Genomic DNA, 23,938 nt, shown 5'->3' on the forward strand with positions numbered 1-23,938 from the left:
GCGTACGGCGGCGGGTGGGGCGCGTACGGCCCGTCAACCCGCCGCCGCCGAGGCTCACTTCATCGGGTGGTCCGCCGGGCCCGCCCGGCGGTCCGGCCCTCACCGCACCGGGCGGCCCGCCTCCCGCAGCGCGTCCTTGACCTGACCGATCCGCAGGTCACCGAAGTGGAAGACGGACGCGGCCAGTACGGCGTCGGCACCCGCGTCGACCGCGGGCGGGAAGTCCGCGAGCCGCCCCGCGCCGCCGCTGGCGATCACCGGTACGGCCACGTGGCGGCGGACGGCGGTGAGCATCTCCGTGTCGTAGCCGTCCTTGGTGCCGTCCGCGTCCATGGAGTTCAGCAGGATCTCGCCCGCGCCCAACTCGGCGCCGCGGTGCGCCCACTCGACCGCGCAGACGCCCGTACCGCGCCGTCCGCCGTGTGTGGTGACCTCGTAACCGGAAGCCGTGCCGGGGGCGCGGCGCGCGTCCACGGACAGCACCAGCACCTGGCTGCCGAACCGTTCGGCGACCTCCCGGATCAGCTCCGGGCGGGCCAGCGCCGCCGTGTTGACACCGACCTTGTCGGCGCCCGCGCGCAGCAGCCGGTCCACGTCGTCGGTGGTACGGACGCCGCCGCCCACGGTCAGCGGGATGAACACCTGCTCGGCGGTGCGGCGTACGACGTCGTACGTGGTGGCGCGGTCGCCGGAGGAGGCGGTGATGTCGAGGAACGTCAGCTCGTCGGCGCCCTCCGTGTCGTACAGCTTCGCCATCTCGACGGGGTCGCCCGCGTCGCGCAGGTTCTGGAAGTTGACGCCCTTGACGACGCGTCCGGCGTCGACGTCCAGGCAGGGGATGACACGTACGGCCAGGGTCACGGGGTGGCCCCCTCCGCCGCGCCCGTACCGGCGCCGCCGCCCCGGTACGCCTCCAGCTCGACCTCCACCAGGATGCGGGAGTCCACGAAGCCGGAGACCACGACGAGCGTCGCCGCCGGGCGGACCGCGTCGAACAGCTCGCGGTGCGCGCGGGCGACGTCGTCCACGTCCCGCGCGTGCGTCAGGTACATGCGGGTGCGGATCACCGCGTCCGCGCCGAGCCCGAACGGCTCCAGCGCCGCCAGCCCGTTCGCGAACGCCGCGCGGGCCTGCTCGTACGGCGAGCCCTCGCCGATCACCACACCGTCGGTCAGCGGTGTCGTGCCCGCGACCAGCACCCGGTCGCCCGCGGCGACCGCCCGCGCGAAGCCGATGGTCTCCTCCCAGGGGCTGCCCGACTGCACACGCTCGACACGGGGGGTACGGGTCATGGGGCGACGGCCTCCAGAGCCTCTTCGAGGGTGAACTCCCGGGCGTAGAGGGCCTTCCCGACGATCGCGCCCTCCACGCCCTCCGGCGTCAGCGCGGCGATCGCCCGCAGGTCGGCGAGCGACGAGACGCCGCCCGACGCGACCACGGGCCGGTCGGTGGCGGCGCAGACGCCGCGCAGCAGCTCCAGGTTGGGGCCCTGGAGGGTGCCGTCCTTGTTGATGTCGGTGACCACGTACCGCGCGCAGCCCTCGCCGTCCAGGCGCGCCAGCGTCTCGTACAGGTCGCCGCCGTCCCGCGTCCAGCCGCGCCCGCGGAGCGTGCGCCCGCGTACGTCGAGGCCGACCGCGATCCGGTCGCCGTGCTCCGCGATGATCTTCGCGACCCACTCGGGGCTCTCCAGCGCGGCCGTGCCGAGGTTGACCCGGGTGCAGCCGGTGGCGAGGGCGGCGGCCAGCGACGCGTCGTCGCGGATGCCGCCGGACAGCTCCACCTTGATGTCCATGGCCCCGGTCACCTCCGCGATCCGCTCGCGGTTGTCGCCGGTGCCGAACGCGGCGTCCAGGTCGACGAGATGGAGCCACTCGGCGCCCGCGCGCTGCCAGGCGACCGCCGCCTGGAGCGGGTCGCCGTACGACGTCTCGGAGCCGGACTCGCCGTGCACGAGGCGTACGGCCTGGCCGTCGCGGACGTCGACGGCGGGGAGGAGTTCGAGGGTGGGCGTGCCGGACGGCGCGCCGGAGGGGGTGGGCATCAGAGGGTACCGATCCAGTTGGTCAGCAGCTGCGCTCCGGCGTCGCCGGACTTCTCGGGGTGGAACTGGGTGGCCCACAGCGGGCCGTTCTCGACGGCGGCCACGAACGGGTCGCCGTGCGTCGTCCAGCTGACGAGCGGGGTGGGCATCGCGGCGTGCGTGGCCTCCAGCTCCCAGTCGTGGACGGCGTAGGAGTGCACGAAGTAGAACCGCTCGCCGGACGGCACGCCCGCGAACAGCCGGGAACCGGCCGCCGCGTCGACGGTGTTCCAGCCCATGTGCGGTACGACGTCCGCCTTCAGCGGGCCGACCGTGCCGGGCCACTCGTCCAGCCCGGCGGTCTCCGTACCGTGCTCGACGCCGCGCGCGAAGAGGATCTGCATGCCGACGCAGACGCCCAGCACGGGACGGCCCCCGGCGAGCCTCCGTTCGACGATCCACTCCCCGCGGACCTCCCGCAGGCCCGCCATGCACGCGGCGAACGCGCCGACGCCGGGCACGAGCAGCCCGTCGGCGGCCATCGCCCGGTCGTAGTCGCGGGTGATCTCGACCTCCGCGCCCGCGCGCGCGACGGCGCGCTCGGCGGAACGGACGTTCCCGAAGCCGTAGTCGAGGACGACGACGCGCTTCGCGGGCGACGCGGCGCTCACGACCACACCGCCAGCCGCATGATTCCGCCGAGCAGCGACATGCCCGCGGCGAAGCCGAGCAGGACGACGAGACCGCGCGGCATCTCCTGCTTCCAGAAGGAGACGGCGCCGCCGAGGAAGAACAGCCCGACGAAGATCAGCAGTGCCGACAGACCCGTCACAGCGCGCCCTTCGTGGAGGGGATGCCGGTCTGCCGCGGGTCGATCTCCGAGGCGTGGCGCAGGGCCCGCGCCAGCGCCTTGAACTGGCACTCGACGATGTGGTGCGCGTTGCGCCCGTACGGCACGTGGACGTGCAGCGCGACCTGCGCCTGGGCGACGAACGACTCCAGGATGTGCCGCGTCATCGTCGTGTCGTAGTCGGCGCCGATCATCGGCGCCATCCCGTCCGGCTCGCTGTGCACCAGGTACGGGCGGCCCGACAGGTCGACGGTCACGTGCGCGAGGGACTCGTCCAGCGGCACCGACGCGTTGGCGAACCGTACGATGCCGCGCTTGTCCCCCAGGGCCTCCCGGAAGGCGGCGCCGAGCGCGAGGGACGTGTCCTCGATCGTGTGGTGGCTGTCGATGTGCAGGTCGCCGTCGGTCTTCACGGTGAGGTCGAACAGGCCGTGCCGACCGAGCTGGTCGAGCATGTGGTCGTAGAAGCCGACGCCTGTCGACACGTCGACGTTCCCGTGTCCGTCGAGGTCGATCTCGACGGCGACGGACGTCTCCTTGGTGGTGCGCTCGGCGCGGCCGGTACGGGTCATGCTGCGTTCTCCTTCATGAGCTTGCGTACGGCGTCCAGGAACGCGTCGTTCTCGGCCGGGGTGCCCGCGCTGACCCGCAGCCACCCCGGCACCCCGTTGTCGCGGACCAGGACGCCCTCGTCCAGCAGCCGCCGCCAGAAGGCGTGGGCGTCGGTGAAGCGGCCGAACTGCACGAAGTTGGCGTCGGAGTCGGTGACCTCGCAGCCCGCCGCCCGCAACTCCGCGACCAGCCGGTCCCGTTCGGCCTTCAGCTGCTCGACGTAGCCCAGCAGCGTGTCGGTGAACTCCAGCGCGGCCAGCGCCGTGGCCTGGGTGACGGCCGACAGGTGGTACGGCAGCCGCACCAGTTGCACGGCGTCGACCACGGCGGGTGCGGCGGCGAGGTAGCCGAGGCGGAGACCGGCGGCGCCGAACGCCTTGGACATGGTGCGGGACAGCACCAGCCGCGACCGGCCCTCGATCAGCGGCAGCAGCGACGCGCCGTGGCTGAACTCGCCGTACGCCTCGTCCACGACCACCAGCGCGCCACCGCTGTCCGCCCGCGCGGCCTGCGCCGCCTCGTACAGCGCCAGCACCGTGTCGGCGTCCACGGCCGTGCCGGTGGGGTTGTTGGGCGAGCAGACGAAGACGACGTGCGGCCGGTGCTCGGTGACGGCGCGGACGGCGGCGTCCGTGTCGATGGTGAAGTCCTCGCGGCGCGGCCCGGAGAGCCAGCCGGTGCCGGTGCCGCGGGCGATGAGCGCGTGCATCGAGTACGACGGCTCGAAGCCCAGCGCCGTACGGCCCGGACCGCCGAACGCCTGGAGGAGCTGCTGGAGCACCTCGTTCGACCCGTTGGCGGCCCACACCTGGGCGCGCCCGACGGGGTGGCCGGTGGTGCGGGTGAGGTACTCCGCCAGGCCGGTGCGCAGCTCGACGGCGTCCCGGTCGGGGTAGCGGTTGAGGGAGCGGGCGGCGTCGGCGACGCGCTCCGCGATGCGGGCGACGAGCGGTTCGGGCAGGGGGTAGGGGTTCTCGTTGGTGTTCAGCCGGACCGGTACGTCCAACTGGGGCGCGCCGTACGGGGACTTGCCGCGCAGCTCGTCGCGTACGGGCAGCTCGTCCGGGCCGCCGGGGTCCGTGCCGGGCGCGGGGTCCGTGCCGGTGCCGTTCACGACGCGCCGTCCTCGAAACGGGCCGTGACGGCCGAACCGTGCGCGGGCAGGTCCTCGGCCTCCGCGAGCGTCACGACGTGGTGGGCGACCTCGGCCAGCGCCTCCCGCGAGTAGTCCACGACGTGCACGCCGCGCAGGAACGACTGCACCGAGAGGCCCGAGGAGTGGCAGGCGCAACCGCCCGTCGGCAGCACGTGGTTGGAGCCCGCGCAGTAGTCCCCGAGGGAGACCGGCGCGTACGGGCCGACGAAGACGGCGCCCGCGTTCGTCACCCGGGCGGCGACGGCGGCGGCGTCCGCGGTCTGGATCTCCAGGTGCTCGGCGGCGTACGCGTTGACGACCGCGAGGCCGTGCTCCACGTCGTCCACCAGCACGATCCCGGACTGCCGCCCGGCCAGCGCCTCGGTGATCCGCTCCCGGTGCCGGGCTGCGGCCACCCGCGGCGCCAGCTCCCGTTCGACGGCCGCCGCCAGCGACTCGGACGGCGTGACCAGTACGGCGGCGGCGAGCGTGTCGTGCTCGGCCTGGCTGATCAGGTCGGCGGCGACGTGCGCCGGGTCGGCGGTGTCGTCCGCGAGGACGGCGATCTCGGTGGGCCCGGCCTCGGCGTCGATCCCGATCCGGCCCTTGAGCAGCCGCTTCGCCGCGGCCACGTAGACGTTCCCGGGCCCGGTGACCAGCTGCGCCGGGCGGCACTCCTCGGTGCCGTACGCGAACATGGCGACGGCCTGCGCCCCGCCCGCCGCGTGCACCTCGTCCACGCCGAGCAGCGCGCACGCCGCGAGGATCGTGGGGTGCGGCAGCCCGTCCCACTCGGTGCCGGGCGCGGACTGCGGCGGCGACGAGACGGCCAGCGAGGCGACGCCCGCCTCCTGCGCGGGGACGACGTTCATGACGACGGACGACGGGTAGACCGCCTTGCCGCCCGGTACGTACAGGCCGACGCGCTCCACCGGCACCCACCGCTCGGTGACGGTGCCGCCCGGCACGACCCGTACCGTCGAGTCCGTACGGCGCTGCTCGCGGTGGACGGCGCGGGCGCGGCGGACGGACTCCTCCAGGGCGGCCCGTACGGCCGGGTCCAGCACGTCGAGCGCGCGGCGCAGCGCCTCGGCCGGGACCCGGACCCGTTCGATGGCGCAGCCGTCGAAGCGCGCGGCGTGGTCGATCAGCGCCGCGGTGCCACGATGGCGGACGTCGTCGCAGATCGGCCGCACCTTCTCCAGGGCGGCTTCGACGTCCAGCTCGGCGCGCGGCAGCAGGCTGCGGTCGACTCCGTCACCCGTCGCTCCGGCGTCGCCGGAGGGGACAGAACCCCGCAGATCGATTCGGGAGATCACGAAACCCATTCTCGCAGACCGGTTCCGGCCGACGGACTTCCGTATCACTGACTGATATCCGCCCCACAAGGGTCTCGTCGCCACTGGCGTTCGTCCGGTCACGGAGGGGTAAGGGACGGGGAGACCTGGGAGCTTGGGGGAGGGGACACGTGAGCGATCCGTCGGACTCGGGAGAACCGCCGGCCGGGCTGCAACTGACCACCGCGGAATGGGGGATGTGGCAGGCGTTCCGCAACGGCAGCGAGTACGACCTGAGCAGCGGCGAGGCCGAGCTGGACGACCCGAACGGCGAGCACGAGTGGGGCCCGCGCCGCAGCGTGCGCGCCCGCGTGCTCGCGCTGCTGCTGCTGCACGGGCCGCCCGCGCTCCTCGGCCGGGTCGCGTCGCTGCACCTCACGGGCGCGTACGTGACGGGGAAGCTGAACCTCTCGGGCGGCACCATCGAGCCGTACTTCGAGCTGCGCCAGTGCCGCTTCGAGAAGGAGGTGCTGATGCCCGAGGCGCACATGTCCACCGCCCGGCTGGTCAACTGCTACCTCCCGCGCCTGGAGGCCGCGCGCGTCCGCACCGAGGGCGACCTGCACCTGGCCCGGTGCAGCATCCCCGGCGGCATCCGCCTCACCGACGCCACCATCGGCACCGACCTGCTGCTGAACGAGGCCACCGTCGGCAGCGGCCGCCACATCCGCGCGATCGCCGCCGACGGGCTGAACGTGTCGCAGGAACTCCAGGCCAGCCTGCTCGTGACGGACGGCGAGGTGTCGCTGCGGGGCGCGACGGTGGGCGGCTCGCTGTTCATGTACGGCAGCGTGCTGCGGAACAGGCACGGCCGGTACGCGCTGCACGCGCCGCAGTTGACCGTCGACCAGTTCGCGCACTTCGCCGACGCCGAACCGGACCGCTCCCGGCTGATCGGCAGCGCCACCCCGCCGACCGGCACCTACTACCCGTACACCACCCCGGGCGCGGCCCGGCGGCGTACGAAGCGCTTCGAGTGCACGGGCGGCGTGAAGCTGGACGACGGGCGGTTCGGCAGCCAACTCGTCCTGGACAACGCGCGGTTCCAGCTGGAACGGGACCAGGAGCTGTCGCTGCGCCGCGTCACCACGCCGGAGCTGTGCTTCACCTCGCAGGCGCCCGAGCGCGGCGTGGTGGTGCTGTCCGGGGCCACGGTGGAGAACCTGGTGGACAAGGTCGGCAGCTGGCCGAAGGACGAGCGGCTGTGGATGGCCGGATTCACGTACCAGCAGCTGATCCACCGTGGCCACTTCTCGCTCCAGCAGCGGCTCCAGTGGCTGGCCGCGGCGACGCCCGAGTACTCCCCCGGCCCGTACGAGCAGCTCGCCAACGTCTACCGGCTCAGCGGCGAGGACGCCGACGCGCGCGCCGTGCTGCTGGCGAAGCAGCGAAGGCGGCGCGAGACGCTGCCGCTGGCGGGCAAGTTGTGGGGCTACCTCCAGGACCTCACGGTCGCCTACGGGTACCGGCCGGGGCAGGCGGCGCTCTGGATGGCGGTCGTCTGGTGCGCGGGCGTGGTGGTCTTCGGCGCCGAGCCGCCGCCCCCGCTGCGGGAGGGCGAGGCGCCGCAGTGGAACGCGGTGCTGTACTCGCTGGACCTGCTGCTGCCCGTCATCACCTTCGGGCACGACACGGCCTGGGACCCCCGCGGCGGCTACCAGTGGCTGGCCGCCGCGATGATCCTGCTGGGCTGGATCCTGGCCACGACGGTCGCGGCGGGGGCGACCCGGCTGCTGCGGCGGCAGTGACCGGCGGGGCGTACGGCGTACGTGCGCGGGACGGGAACGGAAGGAGGGGCGCGTACGGGGCGGCGGGCGCGGGCCGGGCGGACGTACGGGTGACGGCGGGCCACGGGTGGGGCTCCGGAGGCTTTAGGCTTACCGGTCGTGACCACCGCGCTTCCGATCTTCCCGCTCAACTCGGTGCTGTTCCCGGGCCTCGTGCTGCCCCTGAACATCTTCGAACCGCGGTACCGCGCCCTCATGCGCGACCTGCTGGAGATCCCCGAGGACGCGCCGCGCCGCTTCGGCGTCGTCGCCATCCGCGACGGCCGCGAGGTGGCGCCGACCGCGACCGGGCTGCCGGACGGAGCGCAGCCGTCGGGCGCCGACCCGACGGCGGGCTTCGGACCGGACCCGATGAAGTCGTTCTACGGCGTCGGCTGCGTCGCCGACGCCTCCACCATCCGCGAGCGCGGCCACGGCGGCGCGGCGGACGGTACGGACGGCGGGCCGGGCTCGGGCGGACCTGGTGACGACGACGCGGACGGCGACGGGGACCGCGGCGGCTACGAGGTGCTCGCCACCGGCACCACCCGCTTCCGGCTGCTGTCCGTCGACGCCAGCGGGCCGTATCTCGTCGGTGAGGTCGAGGAGTTGGAGGAGACCGACGGCGAGGGCGCGGGGGCCCTCGCCTCGGGCGTGCTACGCGCGTTCCGCGCCTACCAGAAGCGCCTCGCCAGCGCCCGCGAACGCACCCTCGCCGCCGGGCAGGAGCTGCCGGACGACCCTTCGGTCGTCTCGTACCTGGTGGCCGCCGCGACCGTGCTGGACACCCCCGCGAAGCAGCGGCTGCTCCAGGCACCGGACACCGCGACGCGGCTCGCGGAGGAGCTGAAACTCCTTCGCCGGGAGACCGCCGTGATCGGTAAGCTCCCCTCCCTCCCGGCGGCGGAGCTGACCCGCCGCCCCACCAGCCCCAACTGAGGCCGTCCGGACCGGCGACGGCCCCGCCGGGGCCGAGCCCGGACCGAGGCCATGGCGAAGAAGAAGCAGAAGCAGCAGTCGTCCGCGACCCCCGCGACCGTCGCCGCCACCCGGGCGGGGGTGCCCTTCACCACCCACGCGTACGCGCACGACCCGGCCGCCCCCTCGTACGGCGAGGAGGCCGCCGAGGCCCTCGGCCTCTCCCCCGGCCAGGTCTTCAAGACGCTCGTCGCGGACGTGGACGGCGCGCTCACCGTCGCCGTCGTACCCGTCTCCGGCTCGCTCGACCTCAAGGCGCTCGCGGCCGCCGTCGGCGGCAAGCGGGCGGCGATGGCCGACCCGGCCGCCGCCGAACGCGCCACCGGCTACGTGCTGGGCGGCATCTCGCCGTTGGGGCAGCGCAGGGAGCTGCCCACGGTGGTGGACGCGTCGGCGGCGGAACGGGAGACGGTCTGCGTCTCGGCGGGTCGGCGCGGCCTGGAGATCGAGCTGGCCCCGGCGGACCTGGTCGCCCTGACGGGGGCGCGTACGGCGCCGATCGCGCGCGGGTGAGCCCCGGCCCGGGTGGGCCGGGCACGGCCCCACCGCTCAATGGCTGCCCGCGAGTTCGCCGCTGAGCCGGTCGTGGAGCCGGGCGCTGGAGTCGTTCAGCCCGGTGATCTCGACGGTCTTGCCGCGCTGCGCGTACTTCTCCCGTACCGCGTCGAGCGCCGCCACGGACGACGCGTCCCACACGTGCGCGGCCGACAGGTCGACGACGACGCGGGCCGGGTCGCCCGCGTAGTCGAACCGCGCCGCCAGCCCGTCGGAGGACGCGAAGAACAGCTCGCCCGTCACCCGGTAGAGGACCTGCGTACCGTCCGGGTCCGGCACCGAGGTCACCTCGGCGACCTGCGCCACGCGCCGCGCGAACACGGCCATGGCGACGACCGATCCGACGACCACGCCGACCGCGAGGTTGTGGGTGGCCACGACGCAGACGACGGTCACGGCCATGACGCCGATCTCGCCCGCGGGCATCCGCCGGAGCGTCGCGGGCGCGACGGAGTGCCAGTCGAACGTCGCGAACGCCACCATCACCATCACCGCGACCAGCGCGGCCATCGGGATGTCGGAGACGACCGGCCCGAAGACGACGCACAGCACCATCAGGAAGGCGCCGGCGAGGAAGGTGGAGAGGCGGGTACGGGCGCCCGAGACCCGTACGTTGATCATGGTCTGGCCGATCATCGCGCAGCCGCCCATGCCGCCGAAGAAGCCGGTGACGATGTTGGCGACGCCCTGGCCGACGGACTCCCGGGTCTTGTCGGACGGGGTGTCGGTGAGGTCGTCGACGAGCTTCGCCGTCATCAGCGACTCCATCAGCCCGACCAGCGCCATGGCCAGCGCGTACGGCGCGACGGTGGTCAGCGTGCCGACGGTGAACGGCACGTCGGGGAGGGCGGGTACGGGCAGGGCGGACGGCAGTTCGCCCTTGTCCCCGACGGTGGGGACCGCGATCCCGGCGGCGACGGTGACCAGCGTGAGCGCCACGATCGACACGAGCGGCGCGGGGATCACGGTGGTCACCCGCGGCAGCAGCACCATGAGGGCCAGCCCGGCGACGAGCAGCGGGTAGACGGGCCACGGCACCCCGGTCATCTCCGGCACCTGGGCCATGAAGATGAGGATCGCGAGGGAGTTGACGAAGCCGACCATCACGCTGCGCGGCACGAAGCGCATCAGCCGCGCCACTCCGAGCAGGCCGAGGACGACCTGGAGGACACCGGCGAGGATGACGGCGGCGACCAGGTAACCGAGGCCGTGCTCCCTGTTGAGCGGGGCGATGACGAGGGCGACCGCGCCCGTGGCCGCCGAGATCATGGCGCGCCTGCCGCCGACGACGGCGATGGTGACGGCCATCGTGAACGAGGCGAAGAGGCCGACCGCGGGGTCGACCCCGGCGATGATCGAGAACGAGATCGCCTCGGGGATCAGCGCGAGGGCGACGACGAGACCGGCGAGGATCTCCGTACGCCACACCTTCGGGTCGGAGAACCAGTCGGGACGGCGGGGCCGGAGGGCGCGCAGGCGCGCGGCGGTGGCGGGGGTGGGGGCGGAGGCGCTGGAAGCACTGGAGGCGGTCAAGAGCGGGCCTGTCGTGTTCGGGCACGCCGGGGCGGCGTGGGAGGTACGGGTGGGGCGGGCGGTACGGGAGGGGCCGGGGGCGTCGTCGGACCCGGCGCGGCGTACGGGGAGGATGTCCCGCACCAGGGCGCGGTCGCGGCGGAGTACCGCCCGCGCCTCGCGGAACTCTACCCTGACGTGAGGGTAGAGATGACGGCCGTCCCGGTGTGAGGACGGCGACGGACGACGAGAAGGGCGAGCCGTGGACGGCGAGCACATGCAGATCGGTGAGGTCGCCGCGCGGACGGAGCTGTCGCTGCGCACCATCCGGCACTACGAGGAGACCGGGCTCGTACCGCCGTCCGCCCGCTCCCAGGGCGGCTTCCGGCTCTACACGGAGTCCGACGTCGCCCGCCTCATGGTGATCCGCCGGATGAAGCCGCTCGGCTTCAGCCTGGACGAGATGCGCGACCTGCTGACGGCCACGGACCGACTCGACTCCGACGGGCCGCTCACCGCACCGGAACGGGCCGAACTGCTCGGCCGCGTACGGGGGTTCGAGCAGGCCGCGCAGCAGCGGGTGGCCGACCTGCGGACGCAGCTGGCGCGGGCCGAGGAGTTCGCGGCGACACTGCGGGAACGGCTCGCGCCCGGCACGGACGGCTGAACCTCACCCGCCGCGGGCGCCACCGGGCGGGGGCGCGGGGCCCGGACCGTCGAAGAGGCGGTCGAGATGGGCGCGCAGGACGGCGAGGGCGGCGTCCGCCGTACGCTGCCCGACCAGCACGCCCGCGCCCAGGCCGTGGCTGAGCGCCAGCAGGTGCGCGGCCTCCGTCGCGGGGTCGCGGGCGCGGTCCAGGGCCCCGTTTTCCCGCGCCTGCCGGAGCACGTCGGCCAACCGCCGCTCCAGCCGGTCGGGGCCCGCCACGAACGGCTGCGCGGCCAGCTCCGGATCGGTCAGGGCCAGCGCCGCGTACGAGGTCCACACCAGGTGGAAGGTGCGGCTGTCCGCGTCGGTGGGCAGGGCCTCGGCGAGGAACGCCTCGACGAAGGCGTACGCCGTCACCGGCCGAGGCAGCGCGGCCAGTCGGGCCGCCCACCGGTCGTGGCTCTGCCGCTCCAGCCGCTCCAGGGCGGCGTGCAGCAGGGCGGCCTTGGTGTCGAAGTAGTACTGCACCAGGTTCACGGACATGCCCGCCTCGGTGGCGACGGCCCGCATCGTCACGGCGTGCAACCCGTCGCGCGCGGCGACGCGGACGAGGGCGTCCGCGATGTGCGTACGGCGCTGGGCGTGGTCGACCCGCTTCGGCACGCCGCGTCCTCCCCTTCCCGGGGCGCGCTCCGCCGCACGCACCGCCCCGCCGTCCGTACCCCCGGCCCCCGTCCGCCCGGCGCCCCATGGCCCGCGCCCCGTGTCGCGTGTCCCGCACGGGGGGACGGGCCCGGGGGTACGTGCCGACGGGCCGGTGTCACCAGCTCGTCGGGAACGGCGGCTCCGGGTCGCGCGGGCCGAACGCCGCGAGGAACGCCAGGTGCGAGGCCAGCGCGCCGAACGGGACCGCCAGCAGCGCCCCCTTCGACTCCAGCTTCAGCGGCCCGTCGAAGGTCTTCCCCTCCCCCACGTCCCGCGCGTGCGCCGCCAGGTCGCTGGTCGGGCCCAGCCAGACGCCGAGCTTCCAGCCGATCAGCGCGGCCGCGATCCCCCCGGCCGTGAGGCCGACGACCAGGCCCACCCCGCCCTTGCGGCGCAGCAGGAACAGCAGCGCGCCCGCGAACGCGCCGACTCCCAGTCCGAGCAGCAGGAAGGTGCCGTCGGCGCCCACCGCCTCCTCGCCCTCCGGGTGCTTGAGGAAGACGGCCTCGCCGTCCGAGACCAGCGGCACCCGCGGCGCGAGCCACACCCACAGCAGCCCGAGTGCGACGCCGAGGACCGCCACGCCCAGCGTGGTGAGCACCGCGTCACGGAGCTCCTGCCGCACCGGCAGGCCCGTGACGGACTCGCCGGACGCCGCGACGACGCCCTCGGTCCCGGTCCGCCCAGGCTCGGTGGCACGGGGCGGGGACGCCCACGGGTCGTGGGCGTCGGGCTGGCGCTGGGAGTGGTCGCTGTTCGGTGAGGAGGGGTTCGGTGCCGTCACCCCGCCATCGTGCCAGGCTCGGAACCCCGTCCGGCACGGGGACGGCGAACCGTCGTGGCGCGGCGACGGCACCGTCCGCCTACAGGCCCGGTATCCGGCCGTTCCGGAAGAGGTCGACGAAGATCTGGTGGTCGCGGCGCGCGGTCGTGCCGTACTCGTGCGCGAAGTCGACCAGCAGCTCCGCGAAGCCCTCTTCGTCGCCCGCGATGGCCGCGTCGATGGCCCGCTCGGTGGAGAACGGCACGAGGGTGTGCCCGCTCTCGTCGTCCGCCGCCGCGTGCATGGTGGCGGTGGCCCGTCCGAGGTCCGCGACGACCTGGGAGATCTCCTCGGGGCTGTCCAGGTCGGACCAGTCGAGGTCCACCGCGTACGGCGAGACCTCCGCGACCAGCTGTCCCTTGCCGTCCAGCTCCGTCCAGCCGAGCCACGGGTCGGCGTGCGCCTGGAGCGCGCGCTGCGAGATGACGGTGCGGTGGCCGCCGTGCCGGAAGTAGTCGCGGATCGCGGGGTCGGTGACGTGCCGGGAGACGGCGGAGGTCTGAGCCTGCTTCATGTAGATGACGAGGTCGTTCTCCAGGGCGTCGCTGTTCCCCTCCAGCAGGATGTTGTACGACGGGAGTCCGGCGCTGCCGATGCCGATGCCGCGGCGGCCCACGACGTCCTTCACCCGGTACGCGTCGGGGCGGACGGCGGTGGCGCCGGGCACGGTGTCCAGGTAGGCGTCGAAGGCGTCCAGCACCTTGTACCGCGTGGCGGAGTCCAGCTCGACGGTGCCGCCGCCGGGGCTGAACCGCCGCTCCCACTCCCGGATCTCCGTCATGCCGTCGAGCAGCCCGAACCGGGTGTGCGCGCGGGCGGCCCGCAGCGCCGCGAGCACCGGGCCCTCCGCGGTGTCGAGGTTGAGCGACGGTATGTCGTCGCCCTTGGCGCCCACGGCCAGGCTGCGGACGCGCTCGCGGTACGCCGCGGCGTAGGTCCGGATGAGGTCGGTGATCTGCTCGTCGCTGAGCGCCTTGGTGTAGCCGAGGAGGGCGACGGACGCGGCGAAGCGCTTCAGGTCCCAGGTGAACGGGCCGACGAACGCCTCGTCGAAGTCGTTCACGTTGAAGATGAGCCGGCCGTTCGCGTCCATGTACGTGCCGAAGTTCTCGGCGTGCAGGTCGCCGTGTATCCAGACCCGCGACGTGCGGTCGTCCAGATACGGGCCGCCGTCCTTCTCCGCGTCCTGGTCGGCGTAGAAGAGGCAGGCCGTGCCGCGGTAGAAGGCGAACGCAGAGGCGGCCATCTTCCGGAACTTGACCTGGAAGGCGGCCGGATCGGCGGCCAGCAGCTCGCCGAAGGCGGTGTCGAACACCTCGAGAATCCGCTCGCCGCGCTCTTCGTCCGTGCCGACCTGCTGGGTTGTCATGGAGAGTGCCCCTTACTGACTCGTGCGTCCGCTGCTTCCAACGCGCGAGCGTAGCCCGGAGTGCCCGGCCGCGAGACCTCTTCCGCGGGGCCCGCGACCGGCTCCCGGGGCGGGCACGGGACGGCACCGTGCCGGACGGGCGCGAGGTGCGGCGGGCGGCGCGGCGGAAGGCGCGACGGGTTGTCGGTGGCGGGTCGTAGACTCCTGAATCGCCCCTGAAGACCCGCGCCGGAGGTGGCCCGCACCGTGACAGACCAGCAGTTCACACACTTGCATGTGCACACTCAGTATTCGCTGCTGGACGGTGCCGCCCGACTCAAGGACATGTTCAACGCGTGCAACGAGATGGGCATGTCGCACATCGCGATGACCGACCACGGGAATCTGCACGGGGCGTACGACTTCTTCCACCAGGCCAAGAAGGCCGGTGTCACCCCGGTGATGGGCATCGAGGCGTATCTGGCGCCGGAGTCGCGGCGCAGCGCGCGCCCGGTCAAGTGGGGCACCCCGCACCAGAAGCGGGACGACGTCTCGGGCAACGGGGCGTACACGCACATGACGATGTGGGCGCGTGACGCCGTCGGTCTGCACAACCTCTTCCGCGCCCAGTCACGGGCCAGCCTGGAGGGCTTCTTCCGGAAGCCGCGCATGGACAAGGAGTTGCTCGCGGAGTGCGCCGAGGGTCTGATGGCGACGACCGGCTGCCCGTCCGGCGAGGTGAGCACCCGCATCCGGCTGGACCAGATGGACGAGGCGCTGAAGGCCGCCGGTGAGTACCAGGACATCTTCGGCAAGGAGAACTTCTTCGTCGAGCTGATGGACCACGGCATCGACATCGACAAGCGGGCGCGGGACGGCCTGGAGGAGATCGCCCGCAAGCTGGACGCGCCGTTCGTCGTCACGAACGACTCGCACTACACGTACGAGAGCGAGGCGTCCGCGCACGACACCCTGCTGTGCATCCAGACGGGCAACAACCTGTCGAACCCGGACCGTTTCCGGTTCGACGGCGCGGGCTACTTCCTGAAGTCGGCCGCGGAGATGTACGCGATCGACAACTCCGACGCGTGGCAGGAGGGTTGCCGCAACACCCAGTTCCTCATCGCCCAACGGGTCGACACGGAGGGCATGTTCTCCACACGGAACCTGATGCCCCGCTTCGACGTGCCCGACGGCTTCACCGAGGTGACCTGGTTCCGCGAGGAGGTGCAGCGCGGGATGGCCCGCCGTTACCCGGACGGCGTGCCGGAGGACCGGCAGAAGCAGGCCGACTACGAGATGGACATCATCGTCGAGATGGGGTTCCCGGGATACTTCCTGGTCGTCGCCGACTTCATCATGTGGGCCAAGAACAACGGCATCGCGGTGGGCCCCGGGCGCGGCTCGGCGGCGGGCTCGATCGTGTCGTACGCGATGGGCATCACCGACCTCGACCCGATCGACCACGGCCTGATCTTCGAGCGGTTCCTCAACCCCGAGCGCGTCTCCATGCCCGACGTCGACATCGACTTCGACGAGCGCAGGCGCGGTGACGTCATCCGGTACGTCACGGAGAAGTACGGCGCCGACAAGGTCGCCATGATCGGCACGTACGGCACGATCAAGGCCAAGGCCGCGATCAAGGACGCCTCCCGCGTCCTGGGCTACCCGTACGCGATGGGCGACCGGATCACCAAGGCGATGCCCGCCGACGTCCTCGGCAAGGGCATCCCGCTGTCCGGCATCCTCGACAAGGACCACCCGCGGTACAGCGAGGCGGGCGAGGTCCGCTCGATGTACGAGAACGAGCCGGACGTCACCAAGGTCATCGACGCCGCGCGGGGCATCGAGGGCCTGGTCCGGCAGATGGGCGTGCACGCCGCGGGCGTGATCATGTCCAGCGAGAAGCTGATCGACCACGTGCCGGTCTTCTCCCCGAAGAACGACGGCACCGTCGTCACCCAGTGGGACTACCCGAGCTGCGAGTCGCTCGGCCTGCTGAAGATGGACTTCCTGGGCCTGCGGAATCTCACGATCATGGATGACGCGGTCAAGCTCATCAAGAAGAACAAGGGCGTGGAGCTGACCCTCCTCGACCTGACGCTGGACGACCCGAAGACCTTCGAACTGCTCTGTCGCGGCGACACGTTGGGCGTCTTCCAGTTCGACGGCGGCCCGATGCGGTCCCTGCTGCGGCTGATGAAGCCCGACAACTTCGAGGACATCTCCGCCGTCTCGGCGCTCTACCGCCCCGGCCCGATGGGCATGAACTCGCACATCAACTACGCCCTCCGGAAGAACGGGCAGCAGGAGATCACCCCGATCCACCCGGAGCTGGAGGAGCCGCTCCGGGAGGTCCTGGGCATCACCCACGGCCTGATCGTCTACCAGGAGCAGGTGCAGAAGGCCGCGCAGGTCCTCGCGGGCTACTCCCTGGGCCAGGCCGACCTGCTGCGCCGCGCGATGGGCAAGAAGAAGCAGGAGGTCCTGGACGCCGAGTTCGTCAACTTCCAGCAGGGCGCCCGCGACAAGGGGTACTCGGACGAGGCGATCCAGGCCGTCTGGGACGTGCTGGTCCCCTTCGCGGGGTACGCCTTCAACAAGGCGCACTCCTCGGCGTACGGCCTGGTCACGTACTGGACCGCCTATCTGAAGGCGAACTACCCCGCGGAGTACATGGCCGCGCTGCTCACCTCGGTGCGCGACGACAAGGACAAGTCGGCGGTCTACCTCAACGAGTGCCGGAAGATGGGCATCAAGGTGCTCCCGCCGGACGTGAACGAGTCCGAGGGCAACTTCACCCCGCGCGGCGACGACACCATCGTCTTCGGCCTGACCGCCGTGCGGAACGTCGGGAACAACGTGGTGGACTCCATCGTCAAGTGCCGCCGCGCGAAGGGCGCCTACGCCTCGTTCCCCGACTTCCTCGACAAGGTCGAGGCGGTCGTCTGCAACAAGCGGACCGTCGAGTCGCTGATCAAGGCGGGCGCGTTCGACGCCATGGGCCACACCCGCAAGGGCCTGACCGCGCACTTCGAGACCATGATCGACAACGTGGTGCAGGTCAAGCGGAAGGAGGCCGAGGGGCAGTTCGACCTCTTCGGCGGGATGGGCGACGACACGGGCGACGACTCGCCCTCGTTCGGCCTCGACGTCGAGTTCTCGGACGTCGAGTGGGAGAAGACGTACCTCCTGGCGCAGGAACGGGAGATGCTCGGCCTGTACGTCTCGGACCACCCGCTGTTCGGCCTGGAGCACGTCCTCAACGACAAGGCCGACGCGGCCATCGCGCAGCTCACCGGCGGGGACTACTCGGACGGCTCGATCGTCACGATCGGCGGCATCATCTCCGGCCTCCAGCGGAAGATGACCAAGCAGGGCAACGCCTGGGCCATCGCCACGGTGGAGGACCTGGCCGGTTCGCTGGACTGCATGTTCTTCCCCGCCACGTACCAGCTGGTCTCCACCCAACTCGTGGAGGACGCCGTGGTGTTCGTGAAGGGGCGCCTCGACAAGCGCGAGGACGTGCCGCGCCTGGTCGCCATGGAGCTGATGATCCCGGACCTGAGCGAGGCGTCGGCCAACGCCCCGGTGACGATCACCATCCCGTCGGTCAAGATCACTCCCCCGCTGGTGGCGAAGCTGGGCGAGGTCCTCACCCACCACCGGGGCGCCACGGAGGTCCGGGTCAAGCTCCAGGGGACGCGGCGTACGACGGTGCTCCGGCTGGACCGGCACCGCGTGACCGTGGACCCGGCGCTCTTCGGCGATCTGAAGCAACTGCTGGGCCCGGCCTGCCTGGCGGGCTGACCCCACCGGCACCCGGCACCCGCAGCGGCACCCCGTACCCGTACCGGCGGAGCCGCCGGCACCGCGTCCGCCGGGCCGCGCACGTACGCGCGACCCGGCGGACGCCGGAACGACCGGTGCGGAACGGTCAGTTGTGACCGAAGCTCCGCTTCCGCCCCTTGTGTGCCACCCCCGCGGGCCCGCCCTCGGACTTCATGTCCTCGGCGGCGGTGGACTCGGCCTCCCGCCGCGACCTGTCGGCGCCGCGCTGCGCCGAGCTGCTGGGCTGCTGCCTGCGTTCCCGGTTCTTGTTCTTGGCCATGATCGTCCTCCTGCGGGGATCTCCCCTTCGTGGGGCCGATGTCAGCCTTGCACGGGGGAAGAAATGCCGCATTCCAGGCAATTACCATGAGTGAGGCCGCTATCCTGACGCCGCCACGCCGGTGATCGAGTTCGGGCGGTGAACACCCGTCCCATCGGGCAGACTCGGGGAAAACACGCTGTGAGAGAAGGTGGCACGTGGACCGCTGCGTCGTCCTGGTGGACGCCGGGTACCTCCTGGGAGCCGCCGCGAGCCTCCTGGCCGGGGAGCCGACCCGGTCCCGCATCACCGTCGACCACACCGCGTTGATCCAGGCCCTGCGGGAGCGGGCCGAGGGGGACACGGAGTGCGCGCTGCTCCGCATCTACTGGTTCGACGGCGCCCCCGACCGCGTGCCCCAGCCCGAGCACCGACGGCTGCGGGTGATGCCCCGCGTCACCGTACGGCTGGGCGCCCTCACCCGGAGCGAGGGGCGCTGGGCGCAGAAGGGCGTCGACGCCGCGATGCACGCCGAGCTGACGGAGCTGGCCCGTAACCGCGCCTGCTCCGACATCGTGCTGGTGACCGGCGACGGCGACCTGCTGCCGGGCCTGATGTCCGCCAAGGAGCACGGCGTCGCCGTGCACCTGTGGGCGGTGCAGGCCGCCGACGGCGACTACAACCAGTCGGAGGACCTCGTCGCCGAGGCCGACGAACGCCGGGTGCTGGACCGTACGTGGATCACCCGGGCCGTACGCGCCAAGGACCTCAGCGGCGTCTGCGCCACCCCGCGGGAGCCCCGCCCCGAGATCGCCGCCATCCTCGCGGCGCCACTGCCGGAGTCGGGGAAGAACGGCTCGGCCCCCGTGGCACCCGCGCCCCCGGCCGAGCACCCCGACGACGCCGAGGGCGGGCACGACGACGGCGCCGCGTCGGACGCCGCCGAGTCCGCCGCGCCGGCGCGGAGCGAGACCGCCGTGCCCACCCCGAAGGACCTCGCCGGGCTCGGCCGCCCGCCGCACGGCGCGCACGGCGCCCCGCAGGCGCACCACTCCGGCGCGTCCGCCGGTGCGATGCTCCGCTGGTCGTCCGACAAGGGCTACGTCGAGCGGCCCGGTGCCGCGGGCGAGGCGCCGGAGGTCGCGGCGCTGCCGATGCTGGCGCAGCTCACGACGGCCGAGCAGCGGTGGGCGGACCGCGAGGAGGACATCACGGCCGTCAGCGGCGACCCGTTCGAGGTCGGCCAGGTCTTCGCGCGGCGCTGGATCGGCCGCCTCGGTTCGCGGACGCACCTCCAGCACCTGTCCGGCGAGTACCCGCGCGTCCCGCACCGCATCGACGGTGAACTGCTGCGCTACGCCGCCCGGTTCGGCCTGCTGGCGCACAAGGACGACCAGATCGACGAGCACGACCGGTACGCGATCCGGGCCGGTTTCTGGCGCGAGGTCGACGCGCTGACCGCCACGGAGCGGTCCCCCTCGGCGGAGTAGCGCGGGGCCCGGCGCCCGTACGGGCCGCCCCCGAGCACCCCGGGCCGTACGGGCCGCCGCCCGGCCACCGTGTCGAGGTCGCCCCCGTATGCCCCGCTCGGCCCCGTCGGTCCCCCCGACCCCCCTCGGCACGGACCACCCGGACCGGCCGCGTACCCTCGTAGTTCGTGGAAACGGGCACGGGGCAGGCGGTGGGCAGCGTGGGAACGCCAACGCGGGCCGCCGTGCGGACAAGCGCCCTGGTCAAGACGTACCCGCCGGGCCGCGCCCGGCGCGGCACCCCCGCGACGCCCGAGGTCCGCGCCACCGACGGCGTCTCCCTCACCGTGCGGCGCGGCGAGGTCTTCGGCCTGCTCGGCCCGAACGGCGCCGGGAAGTCCACCCTCGTACGCCAGCTCACCGGCCTGCTGCGCCCCGACGCGGGCGCCGTCGAGGTGCTGGGCCACGACGTCGTACGGCATCCGGAACGGGCCGCGCGGCTCCTCGCCTACCTGGGGCAGGAGTCGACCGCCCTCGACGAGCTGACCGTCTCGCTCGCCGTGGAGACGACGGCCCGGCTGCGCGGCCTCGCGCCGCGCGAGGCCCGGCTCGCCCGCGACCACGTGCTGGAGGAGCTGGAGCTGTGCGGCATCGCGGGCCGCCCGCTGCGCCACCTCTCCGGCGGCCAGCGCCGCCTGGCGTGCGTCGCGACCGCGCTGGCCGGCGAGCGCCCGCTGCTGGTGCTGGACGAGCCGACGACCGGCATGGACCCCGTCGCGCGGCGCGCGGTGTGGGCGGCGGTCGACCGGCGCCGGGTGGACCGGGGTACGACGGTGGTGCTCGTGACGCACAACGTGATCGAGGCGGAGACGGTGCTCGACCGCGTCGCCGTGCTGGACCGCGGCCGGGTGATCGCCTGCGACACCCCGGGCGGTCTGAAGGCGCTGGTCGGCGGCGACGTACGGCTGGAGCTGGTCTGGCGGGAGCGGGCGCCCGTCGAGGTGCCGGAGGTCGCCGCGCTCGGCGCCGACGCCGCCGTGGCGGGCCGCCGCTGGACCCTGCGCCTCACGCCGGAGGCCGCGCGCGACGCGGTCGCCACGGTGACGGCCGGGCCCGCCTTCGCCGCGCTCGACGACTTCACGCTCGCCACGCCGAGCCTGGAGGACGTCTATCTGGCACTCGGGGGCCGTACGGAAGGCTTGGTGAAGACGTGAGGTACGCGCGGACGGTCTCCCTCCCCCGGTGCGCTCCGGCGGGGGCGCGGTGAGCACGGCGGCGGCGGAGAGCCGCGCCAGGTTCGGTGACCCGGCCGACGGACCGGCGGGCGCGGACAGGACCGGTCGCGCCACGGGCGCGACCGGGGACACCGGTACGGGTACGGGCGCGCGCGGCACCGACCGTACGCCCGGCGGCGAGGCGTGGTCGGGCACCGGGCCCGCGCCGCTCGCGCCGCGCGCGCGGCTGTGGCCGTCGATGGGCGCGGTGTACCGGGCGCAGCTCTCGCGGGCGCGCGTGGCCCGTATCCCGCTGCTGTTCGTGGCCACGTTCCAGTCGCTGGGGATCATGGTCCTGATGCGCGGCGTGGTGGACGGCGGCGCCGAGGCGCGCGCGGTCGTCGCCGGGTCGAGCGTGCTGGTCGTGGCGTTCGTCGCGCTCAACCTGCTCGCCCAGTACTTCGGCCAGCTCCGCGCCAGCGGCGGCCTCGACCACTACGCGACACTGCCGGTACCGGCCGCCGCCGTCGTACTGGGCGCGGCGGGCGCGTACGCCTCGTTCACCGTGCCGGGCGTCCTCTTCACGGCGGTGGTCGGCAGCGTGCTGTTCGCCCTGCCGCTGGGCGGCCTGTGGGTGCTCGTGGCCGTGATCCCGCTCGCCGGGGCCGCCCTGGCGGGACTGGGCGCGGCGCTCGGGCTGCTCGCCCCGCGCGCGGAGCTGGCGACGGTCTGCGGCCAGCTCGGCATGTCCGCCGCGCTGCTGCTGGGGGTGCTGCCGGGCGGGCAGCTGCCGGGCCCGGTGCAGTGGGTACGCGACCTGCTGCCGTCGACGTACGGCGTCGAGGCGCTGGCCCGCGCGCTCCAGTCACGGCCGGAGTGGCCGCGGGTGGCCCTGGACCTGGGGGTGTGCGCGGCGGTGGGCGTGGTGTCGCTGGCGGTGGCGACCTGGGCGTACCGGCGGGCGTCGGTCCGCTGACGGCCCGGCGGACCCCCGTACGCGCGGCCGTGCCCGCCCGTACGGCCCCGGCAACTCCCCTGGTCCGCCGCGTAACGGTCGGATACCGGGCTGGTCGCTAAGCGGCCCCCTTTAGCTGCCGCTTAGCCCCGACCGTGGCACACTCGGGCGGCGATGGGCATAGCAGGGGCAGGCATACGGACGGCACGGGCGGCGGTCTTCACCGCGCTGTGCGTCGCGCTGTCCGCGGGCGCCCACGTGCTGCTGTCCGGAGCGCCCGTGCCGCCCGGCACGCTCGCCCCCGTCAGCGTCGGCGTCTTCCTCCTCGCCTTCGCGCTCGCCGACCGCGAGTGCGGCTTCCTCCGCATCGCGGCCCTGCTCGTCCCCCTCGAACTCTTCGCGGACACCGTCTTCACCGCGGGCCAGCACACCTGTTACGGCCAGGCGGGCGGCCCCGTGACCGGCCCGCTCCGCTCCGTGGGGATCGACTTCGTGTGCGCCGGGGGCGAGTTCGGCACCCCGCTCGCCCGGCTGGCGCACGGCGGTACGTCGCTCCCCGCGCACGCCCCGGCCAGCTCGCCGTGGCTGCTGCTGGCCGCGCACCTCGCCGTCGGCCTGCTCGCCGCCGCCTGGCTGCGCCGCGGCGAGGCCGCCGCCGCGCGCCTGCTGCGGGCCGCCGCCGCGACCGCCTTCCGGCCGCTGCTGTGCGCCGCCCGCGCCCGTACGAGCGCCGCCGACGGCCCGCCCGCCGGTACGGCCCGCGCGCTGCCCGTACGCGCCGTCCGCCCGTACCCGCTGATCCGCCACTCCGTGCTGCGCCGCGGACCGCCGTACGCCCTCGCGACCACCGCCTGAGCGCACGACGTCCCCGCCCCACGTACGACACGGAGAGAACCACCATGAGCAAGCGCAACAGCCAGGAAGCCAAGCGCGCCGCCCGCGAGCGGCTGCGCGTCGAACGCGAGAAGCAGGCGAAGCGCGAGAAGATGCGCCGCCAGCTCGTCGTCGGCGGCTCGATCGTCGCCGTCCTCGCGATAGCCGCCGGTGTCGGCGTGGCCGTGTCCAACATGGGCGGCAACGGCGGCGAGGGCGACTCCAGCGACTGGAGCGCCGCCACGAAGCTCGCCGAGAAGGGCGACGGCGGCAGCGTCTCGGTGGACGGCGAGAAGGTGAAGTACGCGGCCCCCGCGAACACCTCCGGGAAGAACGGCAGCGAGATCGTCGTCGGTGACGAGAAGGCCGAGCACACGCTCGGCGTCTTCGAGGACATGCGCTGCCCGATCTGCTCCACGTTCGAGCAGACGACCGGGAAGGCCATCCTGGAGGACATCGACAAGGGCAAGTACAAGGCGTCGTTCACCTTCGGCACCTTCCTCGACAAGAACCCGGCGGCGGCGGGCACCGGCTCCAAGAACGCGCTGAGCGCGCTCGGCGCGGCCCTGAACGTCAGCCCGGAGGCGTTCCTGGAGTACAAGGAGACGCTGTACTCCAAGGAGCACCACCCCGAGGAGACCGACGACGCGTTCGCCAGTGACGACGACCTGATCGAGATAGCCCAGAACGTCAAGGAGCTGAAGGGCAACAAGGACTTCGAGAAGGCCGTCAAGGACGGCACGTACGACGCCTGGGCCATGCAGATCTCGAAGAAGTTCGACAAGTCCGGCGTCCAGGGCACCCCGACCATCAAGCTGGACGGGAAGCACCTCAAGGCCGACTCGCAGGGCAGCCCGCCCATGTCCCCGGAGCAGCTGAACACCCTGGTGGACAAGGAGATCGCCGCCAAGGGCAAGGGCGGCGGGGACGAGGAGAAGGACAAGGACAAGGGCTGACGCCCCAGGACCGTACGGCCGCGCGCGGCGGGAGGCCGCGCGCGCCCGTACGGTCCCCGGCGGGCGCCGGGCCCGCCGTACGGAACCG

The 23,938-nt window shown here is 73.3% G+C and carries 23 protein-coding genes; 10 read left to right on the forward strand and 13 right to left on the reverse strand.

Annotated features, from left to right (window positions below; genetic code table 11):
- Window positions 1–99 precede the first annotated feature (99 nt).
- The 8 genes from hisF to hisD are packed head-to-tail and all read right to left on the reverse strand — an operon-like array spanning window position 100 to window position 5,939.
- Window positions 100–861 carry an imidazole glycerol phosphate synthase subunit HisF gene (gene hisF / locus D7M15_RS05060; RefSeq protein ID WP_121516388.1) on the reverse strand — a complete coding sequence of 254 codons (762 nt, stop codon included), beginning with the start codon at window positions 859–861 and terminating at the stop codon, window positions 100–102.
- Window positions 858–1,292: a RidA family protein gene (locus tag D7M15_RS05065; protein WP_121516389.1), complete on the reverse strand. Its 435-nt coding sequence runs from the start codon at window positions 1,290–1,292 to the stop codon at window positions 858–860. The genes hisF and D7M15_RS05065 overlap by 4 nt, the downstream gene beginning before the upstream one ends.
- The gene (gene priA / locus D7M15_RS05070; RefSeq protein ID WP_121516390.1) at window positions 1,289–2,044 is read right to left on the reverse strand and encodes a bifunctional 1-(5-phosphoribosyl)-5-((5-phosphoribosylamino)methylideneamino)imidazole-4-carboxamide isomerase/phosphoribosylanthranilate isomerase PriA; all 756 of its coding nucleotides are present in this window, start codon (window positions 2,042–2,044) and stop codon (window positions 1,289–1,291) included. Before priA ends, D7M15_RS05065 begins: the two co-directional genes overlap by 4 nt.
- On the reverse strand, window positions 2,044–2,694 hold the full coding sequence (hisH, locus tag D7M15_RS05075; RefSeq protein WP_121520232.1) for an imidazole glycerol phosphate synthase subunit HisH: 651 nt from the start codon (window positions 2,692–2,694) through the stop codon (window positions 2,044–2,046). The genes priA and hisH overlap by 1 nt, the downstream gene beginning before the upstream one ends.
- Window positions 2,691–2,855, reverse strand: a complete 165-nt coding sequence (locus D7M15_RS28370; RefSeq protein ID WP_165906201.1) for a hypothetical protein — start codon at window positions 2,853–2,855, stop codon at window positions 2,691–2,693. Before D7M15_RS28370 ends, hisH begins: the two co-directional genes overlap by 4 nt.
- Window positions 2,852–3,445 (reverse strand): imidazoleglycerol-phosphate dehydratase HisB, encoded by a 594-nt coding sequence (gene hisB, locus D7M15_RS05080; protein ID WP_121516391.1) that lies wholly within the window; start codon window positions 3,443–3,445, stop codon window positions 2,852–2,854. Before hisB ends, D7M15_RS28370 begins: the two co-directional genes overlap by 4 nt.
- On the reverse strand, window positions 3,442–4,599 hold the full coding sequence (locus tag D7M15_RS05085) for a histidinol-phosphate transaminase (protein ID WP_121516392.1): 1,158 nt from the start codon (window positions 4,597–4,599) through the stop codon (window positions 3,442–3,444). Before D7M15_RS05085 ends, hisB begins: the two co-directional genes overlap by 4 nt.
- Window positions 4,596–5,939, reverse strand: a complete 1,344-nt coding sequence (hisD, locus tag D7M15_RS05090) for a histidinol dehydrogenase (protein WP_121520234.1) — start codon at window positions 5,937–5,939, stop codon at window positions 4,596–4,598. Before hisD ends, D7M15_RS05085 begins: the two co-directional genes overlap by 4 nt.
- 149 nt (window positions 5,940–6,088) lie before the next feature.
- On the opposite strand from hisD, the gene D7M15_RS05095 reads away from it, so the two are divergent.
- The 3 genes from D7M15_RS05095 (at window position 6,089) to ybaK (ending at window position 9,214) form a co-directional block, all read left to right on the forward strand.
- Window positions 6,089–7,705: an oxidoreductase gene (locus D7M15_RS05095; RefSeq protein WP_121516393.1), complete on the forward strand. Its 1,617-nt coding sequence runs from the start codon at window positions 6,089–6,091 to the stop codon at window positions 7,703–7,705.
- Window positions 7,706–7,843: 138 nt separating this feature from the next.
- Window positions 7,844–8,662 carry an LON peptidase substrate-binding domain-containing protein gene (locus tag D7M15_RS05100; RefSeq protein ID WP_121516394.1) on the forward strand — a complete coding sequence of 273 codons (819 nt, stop codon included), beginning with the start codon at window positions 7,844–7,846 and terminating at the stop codon, window positions 8,660–8,662.
- 51 nt (window positions 8,663–8,713) lie between these two features.
- Window positions 8,714–9,214, forward strand: a complete 501-nt coding sequence (gene ybaK, locus D7M15_RS05105) for a Cys-tRNA(Pro) deacylase (RefSeq protein ID WP_121516395.1) — start codon at window positions 8,714–8,716, stop codon at window positions 9,212–9,214.
- Window positions 9,215–9,250: 36 nt separating this feature from the next.
- On the opposite strand, the gene D7M15_RS05110 is transcribed toward ybaK, so the two are convergent.
- On the reverse strand, window positions 9,251–10,789 hold the full coding sequence (locus D7M15_RS05110; RefSeq protein ID WP_121520236.1) for a SulP family inorganic anion transporter: 1,539 nt from the start codon (window positions 10,787–10,789) through the stop codon (window positions 9,251–9,253).
- A 241-nt stretch (window positions 10,790–11,030) separates the two neighbouring features.
- Here D7M15_RS05110 and D7M15_RS05120 point away from each other — a divergent pair, with 241 nt between their 5' ends.
- Window positions 11,031–11,435 (forward strand): MerR family transcriptional regulator, encoded by a 405-nt coding sequence (locus D7M15_RS05120; protein WP_240649134.1) that lies wholly within the window; start codon window positions 11,031–11,033, stop codon window positions 11,433–11,435.
- 3 nt (window positions 11,436–11,438) lie between these two features.
- Here D7M15_RS05120 and D7M15_RS05125 read toward each other — a convergent pair whose 3' ends face one another.
- The 3 genes from D7M15_RS05125 to D7M15_RS05135 all read right to left on the reverse strand — a co-directional run bounded on the left by D7M15_RS05125 (window position 11,439) and on the right by D7M15_RS05135 (window position 14,314).
- Window positions 11,439–12,080 carry a TetR family transcriptional regulator C-terminal domain-containing protein gene (locus D7M15_RS05125; RefSeq protein WP_121516396.1) on the reverse strand — a complete coding sequence of 214 codons (642 nt, stop codon included), beginning with the start codon at window positions 12,078–12,080 and terminating at the stop codon, window positions 11,439–11,441.
- A 157-nt stretch (window positions 12,081–12,237) separates the two neighbouring features.
- Window positions 12,238–12,906 (reverse strand): DUF2567 domain-containing protein, encoded by a 669-nt coding sequence (locus tag D7M15_RS05130; RefSeq protein ID WP_240649135.1) that lies wholly within the window; start codon window positions 12,904–12,906, stop codon window positions 12,238–12,240.
- A gap of 79 nt (window positions 12,907–12,985) precedes the next feature.
- On the reverse strand, window positions 12,986–14,314 hold the full coding sequence (locus D7M15_RS05135) for a DUF2252 domain-containing protein (protein ID WP_121516397.1): 1,329 nt from the start codon (window positions 14,312–14,314) through the stop codon (window positions 12,986–12,988).
- Between the two features lie 246 nt (window positions 14,315–14,560).
- Here D7M15_RS05135 and dnaE point away from each other — a divergent pair, with 246 nt between their 5' ends.
- Complete coding sequence (gene dnaE / locus D7M15_RS05140) at window positions 14,561–18,103, forward strand: DNA polymerase III subunit alpha (RefSeq protein WP_121520242.1); 3,543 nt, start codon at window positions 14,561–14,563, stop codon at window positions 18,101–18,103.
- A 127-nt stretch (window positions 18,104–18,230) separates the two neighbouring features.
- On the opposite strand, the gene D7M15_RS28375 is transcribed toward dnaE, so the two are convergent.
- Window positions 18,231–18,404: a hypothetical protein gene (locus tag D7M15_RS28375; protein ID WP_165906202.1), complete on the reverse strand. Its 174-nt coding sequence runs from the start codon at window positions 18,402–18,404 to the stop codon at window positions 18,231–18,233.
- Window positions 18,405–18,601: 197 nt separating this feature from the next.
- On the opposite strand from D7M15_RS28375, the gene D7M15_RS05145 reads away from it, so the two are divergent.
- From D7M15_RS05145 to D7M15_RS05165, 5 genes are all read left to right on the forward strand, one after another.
- Window positions 18,602–19,873, forward strand: a complete 1,272-nt coding sequence (locus D7M15_RS05145; protein ID WP_121516398.1) for an NYN domain-containing protein — start codon at window positions 18,602–18,604, stop codon at window positions 19,871–19,873.
- A gap of 191 nt (window positions 19,874–20,064) precedes the next feature.
- Window positions 20,065–21,066: an ABC transporter ATP-binding protein gene (locus tag D7M15_RS05150; protein WP_206337455.1), complete on the forward strand. Its 1,002-nt coding sequence runs from the start codon at window positions 20,065–20,067 to the stop codon at window positions 21,064–21,066.
- 259 nt (window positions 21,067–21,325) lie between these two features.
- Window positions 21,326–22,042 carry an ABC transporter permease gene (locus D7M15_RS05155; RefSeq protein ID WP_165906358.1) on the forward strand — a complete coding sequence of 239 codons (717 nt, stop codon included), beginning with the start codon at window positions 21,326–21,328 and terminating at the stop codon, window positions 22,040–22,042.
- 153 nt (window positions 22,043–22,195) lie between these two features.
- Window positions 22,196–22,876 carry a hypothetical protein gene (locus tag D7M15_RS05160; RefSeq protein ID WP_121516399.1) on the forward strand — a complete coding sequence of 227 codons (681 nt, stop codon included), beginning with the start codon at window positions 22,196–22,198 and terminating at the stop codon, window positions 22,874–22,876.
- A 44-nt stretch (window positions 22,877–22,920) separates the two neighbouring features.
- Window positions 22,921–23,850 carry a thioredoxin domain-containing protein gene (locus tag D7M15_RS05165; protein ID WP_121516400.1) on the forward strand — a complete coding sequence of 310 codons (930 nt, stop codon included), beginning with the start codon at window positions 22,921–22,923 and terminating at the stop codon, window positions 23,848–23,850.
- Window positions 23,851–23,938: the final 88 nt, after the last annotated feature.

It is taken from the genome of Streptomyces sp. Z26 (genome assembly GCF_003665095.1).
GTDB classification, from domain to species: domain Bacteria; phylum Actinomycetota; class Actinomycetes; order Streptomycetales; family Streptomycetaceae; genus Streptomyces; species Streptomyces phytohabitans.

Coding starts and splice junctions, on each gene's coding strand:
- D7M15_RS05165 (WP_121516400.1), top strand. CDS start 22,921: ATGAGCAAGCGCAACAGCCAGGAAGCCAAGCGCGCCGCCCGCGAGCGG.
- hisB (WP_121516391.1), bottom strand. CDS start 3,445: ATGACCCGTACCGGCCGCGCCGAGCGCACCACCAAGGAGACGTCCGTC.
- D7M15_RS05065 (WP_121516389.1), bottom strand. CDS start 1,292: ATGACCCGTACCCCCCGTGTCGAGCGTGTGCAGTCGGGCAGCCCCTGG.
- D7M15_RS05135 (WP_121516397.1), bottom strand. CDS start 14,314: ATGACAACCCAGCAGGTCGGCACGGACGAAGAGCGCGGCGAGCGGATT.
- ybaK (WP_121516395.1), top strand. CDS start 8,714: ATGGCGAAGAAGAAGCAGAAGCAGCAGTCGTCCGCGACCCCCGCGACC.
- D7M15_RS05155 (WP_165906358.1), top strand. CDS start 21,326: ATGGGCGCGGTGTACCGGGCGCAGCTCTCGCGGGCGCGCGTGGCCCGT.
- priA (WP_121516390.1), bottom strand. CDS start 2,044: ATGCCCACCCCCTCCGGCGCGCCGTCCGGCACGCCCACCCTCGAACTC.
- D7M15_RS05160 (WP_121516399.1), top strand. CDS start 22,196: ATGGGCATAGCAGGGGCAGGCATACGGACGGCACGGGCGGCGGTCTTC.
- D7M15_RS28375 (WP_165906202.1), bottom strand. CDS start 18,404: ATGGCCAAGAACAAGAACCGGGAACGCAGGCAGCAGCCCAGCAGCTCG.